This is a genomic window from Bosea sp. BIWAKO-01 (assembly GCF_001748145.1).
In the GTDB taxonomy this organism is placed as follows: Bacteria; Pseudomonadota; Alphaproteobacteria; order Rhizobiales; family Beijerinckiaceae; genus Allobosea.
The window spans coordinates 1,533,227-1,540,000 of sequence record NZ_BCQA01000001.1 but is presented as its reverse complement, the minus strand read 5'-3'; the positions used below and the strand labels follow the sequence as shown (position 1 = coordinate 1,540,000).

The following is a 6,774-nucleotide window of genomic DNA, read 5'->3' as shown; positions in this document are numbered from 1 at the left end:
GAGCGCCATGTTCAACAGACGGCAAATGCTCAAAGCGGCGGGGCGCGCCGTGTTGGGGCTGGGGGTGGCAGTCGGCGAGGGCGCAGGCCTTGCTGCCTTCGCAGCCGAGACGGTGAGGCTCCCTTTCGACAATGGCGAGCGGTCGCTCGTCGCTTATCCCGGCAAACGCCCGCTGATTGAATTGACGGCGCGCCCGCCCCAGCTCGAAACCCCGTTCGGCGTGTTCAATGACGGGCTTCTGACCCCGAACGATGCGTTCTTCGTGCGCTACCATCTGGCGGATATCCCGACCGAGATCGATCCGGACGCCTTCCGCATCGCGATCACGGGCAAGGTCGACAAGCCGTTATCGATATCGCTTCAGGACCTGAAGACGGGGTTCGAGCCTGTCGAGATCATCGCGGTGAACCAGTGCTCCGGTAACAGCCGCGGCCTGTTCGAGCCGCGCGTCGCCGGCGGTCAGCTCGCCAACGGCGCGATGGGCAATGCCCGCTGGAGGGGCGTGCCGCTCAAGGCTGTGCTCGACAAGGCGGGTGTCCAGGCCGGTTCGGTGCAGGTGTCCTTCGACGGCCTCGACGGCCCGGTGATCCCCGACACTCCGGATTTCATCAAGGCGCTCGACATCGACCATGCCCGCGATGGCGAGGTCATGCTGGCCTACGCCATGAACGGCGAGGATCTGCCCTGGCTCAATGGCTTCCCGGTGCGCCTGGTCGTGCCGGGCTATTTCGGAACCTATTGGGTCAAGCATCTCCGCGAGATCGCCGTGCTCGACAAGACCTTCGACGGGTTCTGGATGACGTCGGCCTATCGCATCCCTGCCAATGCCTGTGCCTGCACCGAGCCCGGCAAGGCCCCGACCGCGACCGTGCCGATCAACCGCTTCAGCGTCCGCTCCTTCATCACCAGCGTGCAAAGCGGGGCAACGGTGAGGGCCAATGCAGATGTCGTGCTGCGCGGCATTGCCTTTGACGGTGGCTATGGCGTCACCGATGTCGCGATTTCGCCAGATGGTGGAAAATCCTGGCTTGCGGCGACGCTTGGCGAAAATCTCGGAAGATACTCCTTCCGCGAATGGAAGGCCGCGGTCCGGCTGCCCAAGGGTGAGCATGTGCTGATGGTCAGGGCGACCAACCGGATCGGCCAATCGCAGCCGATCGAGCCCTTGTGGAATCCGGCGGGCTATATGCGCAATGTCGTCGAGACGACGCGCGTGATGGCCGCGTGATGGAGGTGGCCATGACCTTGCGCGTCATTGGGGCGTCGGCTTTCGGGCTCTGCCTTGCCGGTGTGGCGTTGACCGGGGTGGCGCTGGCAACGCCGAAAACCTATCAGCTGCCGGCTGAAACAGCGGTGCTCAAGCCGGGCCCTGGTCCCGGCTTCGAGGCGGCAAAGAACAACTGCATGTCGTGCCACTCGGTCGACTATGTCAACTTCCAGCCGCCGAAGAAGGGGCAGGCCTTCTGGGACGCCGAGGTGCAGAAGATGATCAAGGTCTACCGAGCCCCGATCGACGAGGCCGATGCGAAGGCGATCGCCGAGTACCTGGCCAAAACCTATTGAGGATCAAAGGGGTGCGCTTCTCGGTTGCCACCGGCCCGACGCCGACCCGGCCTCACGATGCGCCATCAAGCGGCGCAAGGACCCGACCGCCGCTGCGTCCTCCAGCAACCCGGCACGCTGCCGGCCAAGCCGTCAATCCGGCAGCCGGACCGTGGCATTGACGCGTTCCACGTCGCTGCGGGAGAGCGCGATATCTGACAATGCGCGGTCATCCATGCGGTAGAGCGCGCGTGCGCTGGCTTTGGCGTTAAGCCAGGTTTCAAGACGCAGCAGCAGGCGCGATAGGCCGTGAATCGACGGCGCGGCAGGGAGTGGCAGAAGGTTTTCTATGGCTGGCCTGGTCGACATGACGGCCTCCCTTATCTCAGGTTTCGCCAGCAAATCTGCTCCTTGCCTGGGGTCCAAGCAAATGCGAACTTCTTGGCTTCAGCCCAAGGTTTTCTTCGCTTACCCATGACGCGTCGCCACCTTCCGCCCTTGACCTCTCTGCGCGCTTTCGAAGCCGCAGCCCGGCACCTCAACTTCGAGAAGGCCGGGGACGAACTCGCCGTCACCGCCAGTGCGGTCGGCCAGCAGGTGAGATCGCTTGAGGCCTGGCTGCGCCGCTCTCTCTTTACGCGCCTGCCGAGCAAGGGCGTCGCCCTGACAGCCGTCGGGGAACGCTACGCCGCGACCGTTTCGCTGCTGCTCGATCAGCTCAACGAGGCCACGGCGCGCGCCTTACGGCCCGATGCGCCCAATATTCTGACTGTCAGCACATTGCCGAGCTTCGCCTTGAGCTGGCTGATCCCCCGCCTCGGTTCGCTGAAGGAGCGCCACCCCGATCTCGAGGTGCGTGTGTCGATCTCGACGAGTCTGACCGATTTTGAAGGCGAGGATGTCGACGTGGCGATCCGCTCCGGCCGCGGCATCTACCCCGGACTGCGCACGGACCTGCTGATGGAAGAGAACTTCTTTCCCGTTTGCAGCACCACTCTTCTCGATGATCCCGAACGGCCTTTGCGCGAGCCAGCGGATTTGCGCCATCACACCCTGCTGCATGAGAATCCGGAGGGAATACTCGACTATGTCACCTGGCCGCGCTGGCTGGCCGCGGTCGGTTTGCCAGACATCGACGCGACGCGGGGACCGCGCTTCTCGCATATGTTCCTCGCTTTGCAGGCCGCCGCCTCGGGCCAGGGAATAGCCCTCGCCACCAATGTCCTGATCGGGGACTATCTTGATGCGGGGCGCCTCGTCCGGCCCTTCCCGCATCAGGTCAGAGGGCCGCATCAATATTATCTGGTCTGCCCCGAGATCTCAGCCGAAAGGCCGGCCATTGCGGCCTTTCGGGCCTGGATATGCGGCGAAGCTGCCGCCCACCGCGCGCTGGTGACACCATGACGTGCTATTGCGGAAGGGCGTAGGCTTCGCCGCGATCCAGGGCAGCCGGGATGAGCGGATCGTCTCGCGGGAACCTGGCAAGCACCCTCTCGTCGAGGGGCTTCGAACTCGCGCAACCTCGCGGCAATGTTGCTGCGTCAGGAGAGGCTGGGTCACAGCGAGCCTGTCCTAGCCATGCGCATTCTCCTGGTGGAAGACGAGCCGGAAATGGCGGCGGCGCTTCGCGCAGCCCTGGCCCAGCACGACATGGTCGTCGACCACGTAACCACGCTGGCGGAAGGGGAGGAGGCGATCGCGACTGCGGCGCACTGCGCAATTCTGCTCGACCGGCAATTGCCGGACGGCGACGGCCTGACGCTGATCCCGAGGCTTCGTGCCTACAGGCAGATCGCGCCGGTGATCGTGCTGACCGCGCGGGGCGACCTCGGGGACCGGGTCAAGGGTCTGGACACCGGAGCCGATGACTATCTCGCCAAGCCGTTTGCGATCGACGAGTTGCTGGCTCGGCTGCGCGCCGTGCTCCGCCGTGCGCCGGTGATGGCTCCCGATCGGATACGGGCAGGGCGCCTCGATTATGATTGGCAAGATCGCTGCGCGAGCATTGATGGTGTTGGGCTCGAATTGCCGCGCCGGGAGCTGCTGGTGCTGGAGGCCCTTTTGCGCCGACGTGGGCGCACGGTGCAGCGCGCCGCGCTGGAGGAGGCGGTCTACGGCTTCGATGACGAAATCCAATCGAATGCGCTCGACATGCATGTGTCGAACCTGCGTCGGAAGCTGACGAAGGCGGGCGCCGGCCTCGAGATCCACGGAATTCGCGGCGTCGGTTATCTCCTCAAACACGCGGCATGACCTGGCGGCGCGCGCATTCGCTGAAATGGCGCCTCGTCCGGCGCCTGCTCGCGTTGCAGGCCGCGACGCTCTCGCTGCTCGTCATCCTGGTCATTGGTGCGCTCTACCTCGGCGGCCATCTGTTCAATTTCGAATCCGAGGATGTGACGGTCGATGTGCTGAAGAGCGCGGTCACGCGCGATCCTGCCGGCAGGCTGGTCCTGCAAACGACGCCTGCGCTGACGAAGCTGCGGTCGGATGTTCCTGATCTCTGGTTCATCGTGCGCGACCGGCTTGGCCATACGCTGACCGAGGGAGCTCCGCCTCCCCATTTTGCACGCATCGGCGACGCGCTCGACGATGTCGGGAATGCGAGGCTCGGCTGGAATCTTGGCGATCCCCCGCGCACGAATGCACTGATCCGCTGGGTCGATGGCGCTGCGGGCCAGATCCAGATTGCAACCGGGCCGGGGGCAGAGGCGCCGCTGAGCTGGCTTGTTCAGGGGCTCCTGATCGTCTTCATGAGCTTCGTTCTTCCCGCCCTTGTGGTCATGGGCCTGGCGACGATCATTGCAACGCCCATCGTCGTGCGCAGGGCGCTTGCCGGTCTTGGAAAGGTGGCGGAGCAGGCCGAGCGGATCGATATCGAACGGCACGGCGAACGCCTGCCGACAGACGCCACCCCGAGCGAATTGACCCCGGTCGTCGCTGCGGTCAACCGCGCCCTGCAGAGGCTCGACGAAGGCCATGTGCGGCACAAACGCTTTCTCGGTGACGCTGCGCATGAACTGCGGACGCCGATCGCGATCTTGCAGACGCGGCTCGATATCCTGCCGGACTCAGCTCAGCGGGCGCGGCTTAACGAAGACGTGGCGCGGCTCGCCGTCATGGCGGAACAGTTGCTCGACCTTCAACGGATCGATCACAGCACCGAGGATTTTGCCAGGATCGATGTCGTGACGATCAGCCGGCGTGTCGCCGCCGACCTTGCTCCGCTGGCGATCGCCTCAGGCTATCAGGTGGCTTTCGAGGCTGACGCGGATGAGGTTGCAGCATGGGGCGACCAGTCCGCGCTTGAACGGGCGCTGGCCAACCTCGTGCAGAATGCAATCCAGCACGGCGGACGCCACGGCACGATCACGATCGCTGTCGGGCGCGAGCGGACGATCGAGGTCGCCGACGAGGGGCCTGGCGTGCCGGTCGAGCAGCGCGACCGCATTTTCGAGCCGTTCTGCCGGCTGGCGCCGCGCGAGCGGGGAGCGGGATTGGGGCTGCACCTCGTCCAGGAGATCGTTCGGCGCCATTCCGGTCAGATCATCGCCCTCGATCCGGCCGCGCCCGGCGCGCGCTTCCGGATTACATTACCGCCGCCGGCGATTGATCCCTCCTGCCAGGGCATAATGCTGACATAACCCACGCGGGCGAGATGTCGCTGGCCAGCGAATGGTCACGCATCCTGCGGAGACAGTGTCGCGGCTGAGAAGGCCGGCATTGTTGAAAGCCTGTTTCCTGACTGTTGCTGCTCGCTGCGGGCGTGTCGCCAGAGCGCGGCGCTCCCTTGTGATGACGGCGATGCTTGCGCTCTGGACCGCAGCCTGTGCCGCGCCCGCCAACCTGCCCTCGAACGCGCCCTTGAGGCAGGACCCTGCTCCCGCAGCACGGCTGTCAGCGGGAGTTCCGGCACGCACCCGCGTGATCCTCGCGTTCTCTGGCGGAGGAGCGCGCTCCGCGGCCTTCGGATATGGCGTGCTGTCGGCATTGGCCGAACAGCCGTCTCCGGGCGATCAGACGCGCAGGCTCGCCGACGATATTGGCGTGGTCGCCGGTGTCTCCGGTGGAGCCATCCTTGCCGCCCATCTGGCCCTGCACGGGCCGCGAGCCTTGCCGGAGTTCCGCCGCGCCTTTCTCGACCAGGACGCAGAAGCGTCGCTGCGCATGGCCTATACGCCCGAGAACCTGCTGCGCGCCTATCACGGCGGCGTCAATGATCTCTCCGGTCTTGCGGCCTGGCTGGATGCCAGCCTGTATGGCGGCGCGACGATGGGCGATCTCGGTCAACGCGGACGACCAAGGCTCCTGCTGCACGCGACCGATCTCTACAACCGGGCGCCGTTCCCGTTCGATCGGGCGAGCTTCCGCTCGATCTGCAGCGACTATGACAGCTTCCCCCTGGCGCACGCGGTCGCGGCCTCGTCCGCGGTGCCGGTCGCCTTCGCTCCGGTCGTCCTGCAGAATTTCACTGGGGACTGTCCCGTTGCCCGGAATGCGCCGGCCGCGGTCCGCCTTCCTGCCGGGAGCTCGCAGTTCGACAGGCATGTTGCGGAGTCCCAGGCGCGATACGCCAGTGCGCCGGATCTCCGCTATCTCAAGCTGCTTGACGGCGGCCTTGTCGACAATCTTGCGGTGCGAAATCTCATCAGATCGCTCAAGCAGCCTGCGCCGGAACCTCTGGGCATCGCTGCCGCGCGGTATCTGGAGCGCCTGATCATCATCGTGGCCGACGCCTCCACGCGTGTCGGTGGTGAAATGTCCAGCGCGGTCGAGGGTCCCACCGCGCCGTCGGCGATCGTTGCGGCTGCCGATGCGATGATCGATAGCGCCAGCCGGATGAGCCTTGACGCGCTGGAAGGGGAGGCAGCGCACTGGCGTGATCGGCTGGTTCGCTGGCGCTGCGGCGGCGCAGGCGCGCAGGCCGGGTGCGGAAGGCTCGATGTCAGCGTGGTGCGGTTGTCCCTCGCAGATGTGAGCGGACAGGCGGAAAAGGCGCGCATTCTCCAACTGCACAATACGCTCAGCCTGAAATCCGGCGATGTCGATTTTCTCGCGGGCCTGGGGCGAAGCCTGCTGCTCGGCCACGAAGGCTATCGCAGCTTCGTCAAACCGGCGCGGCGCGACGGCCCACGCCACGGCTGAATGTCTTCGGCAACTACAGAGCCCCCGCAATTCCAGCCCGCCGTGTTCTTCTCCGCCGGCTCGCGCACTGCGTCGTATTGGGCCGGG

Annotated in this window: 7 protein-coding genes; 6 read left to right on the top strand and 1 reads right to left on the bottom strand. The window is 65.6% G+C overall.

Features of this window, described 5'->3' with window-relative positions:
- Positions 1 to 7 precede the first annotated feature (7 nt).
- Both sorA and sorB read left to right on the top strand, forming a co-directional pair.
- On the top strand, positions 8 to 1,228 hold the full coding sequence (gene sorA / locus BIWAKO_RS07040) for a SorA family sulfite dehydrogenase catalytic subunit (protein WP_069877935.1): 1,221 nt from the start codon (positions 8 to 10) through the stop codon (positions 1,226 to 1,228).
- An 11-nt stretch (positions 1,229 to 1,239) separates the two neighbouring features.
- Entirely contained in the window at positions 1,240 to 1,563 is a 324-nt protein-coding gene (gene sorB, locus BIWAKO_RS07035) for a SorB family sulfite dehydrogenase c-type cytochrome subunit (RefSeq protein WP_069882240.1), read from the top strand.
- A 132-nt stretch (positions 1,564 to 1,695) separates the two neighbouring features.
- On the opposite strand, the gene BIWAKO_RS07030 is transcribed toward sorB, so the two are convergent.
- Positions 1,696 to 1,911 carry a DUF1127 domain-containing protein gene (locus BIWAKO_RS07030; protein WP_069877934.1) on the bottom strand — a complete coding sequence of 72 codons (216 nt, stop codon included), beginning with the start codon at positions 1,909 to 1,911 and terminating at the stop codon, positions 1,696 to 1,698.
- A gap of 105 nt (positions 1,912 to 2,016) precedes the next feature.
- On the opposite strand from BIWAKO_RS07030, the gene gcvA reads away from it, so the two are divergent.
- The 4 genes from gcvA (at position 2,017) to BIWAKO_RS07010 (ending at position 6,687) form a co-directional block, all read left to right on the top strand.
- Positions 2,017 to 2,946, top strand: coding sequence for a transcriptional regulator GcvA (gene gcvA, locus BIWAKO_RS07025; protein WP_069877933.1), 930 nt, complete (start codon positions 2,017 to 2,019; stop codon positions 2,944 to 2,946).
- Positions 2,947 to 3,120: 174 nt separating this feature from the next.
- Positions 3,121 to 3,795, top strand: coding sequence for a response regulator transcription factor (locus BIWAKO_RS07020; RefSeq protein ID WP_069877932.1), 675 nt, complete (start codon positions 3,121 to 3,123; stop codon positions 3,793 to 3,795).
- On the top strand, positions 3,792 to 5,186 hold the full coding sequence (locus tag BIWAKO_RS07015) for a sensor histidine kinase (RefSeq protein ID WP_069877931.1): 1,395 nt from the start codon (positions 3,792 to 3,794) through the stop codon (positions 5,184 to 5,186). Before BIWAKO_RS07020 ends, BIWAKO_RS07015 begins: the two co-directional genes overlap by 4 nt.
- A gap of 151 nt (positions 5,187 to 5,337) precedes the next feature.
- Positions 5,338 to 6,687, top strand: coding sequence for a patatin-like phospholipase family protein (locus tag BIWAKO_RS07010; RefSeq protein ID WP_069877930.1), 1,350 nt, complete (start codon positions 5,338 to 5,340; stop codon positions 6,685 to 6,687).
- Positions 6,688 to 6,774: the final 87 nt, after the last annotated feature.

What these genes read in the sequence shown, in the direction of transcription:
- sorB (WP_069882240.1), top strand. Translation starts at nt 1,240, where the DNA reads ATGACCTTGCGCGTCATTGGGGCGTCGGCTTTCGGGCTCTGCCTTGCC.
- sorA (WP_069877935.1), top strand. Translation starts at nt 8, where the DNA reads ATGTTCAACAGACGGCAAATGCTCAAAGCGGCGGGGCGCGCCGTGTTG.
- BIWAKO_RS07015 (WP_069877931.1), top strand. Translation starts at nt 3,792, where the DNA reads ATGACCTGGCGGCGCGCGCATTCGCTGAAATGGCGCCTCGTCCGGCGC.
- BIWAKO_RS07010 (WP_069877930.1), top strand. Translation starts at nt 5,338, where the DNA reads ATGACGGCGATGCTTGCGCTCTGGACCGCAGCCTGTGCCGCGCCCGCC.
- BIWAKO_RS07030 (WP_069877934.1), bottom strand. Translation starts at nt 1,911, where the DNA reads ATGTCGACCAGGCCAGCCATAGAAAACCTTCTGCCACTCCCTGCCGCG.
- BIWAKO_RS07020 (WP_069877932.1), top strand. Translation starts at nt 3,121, where the DNA reads ATGCGCATTCTCCTGGTGGAAGACGAGCCGGAAATGGCGGCGGCGCTT.
- gcvA (WP_069877933.1), top strand. Translation starts at nt 2,017, where the DNA reads ATGACGCGTCGCCACCTTCCGCCCTTGACCTCTCTGCGCGCTTTCGAA.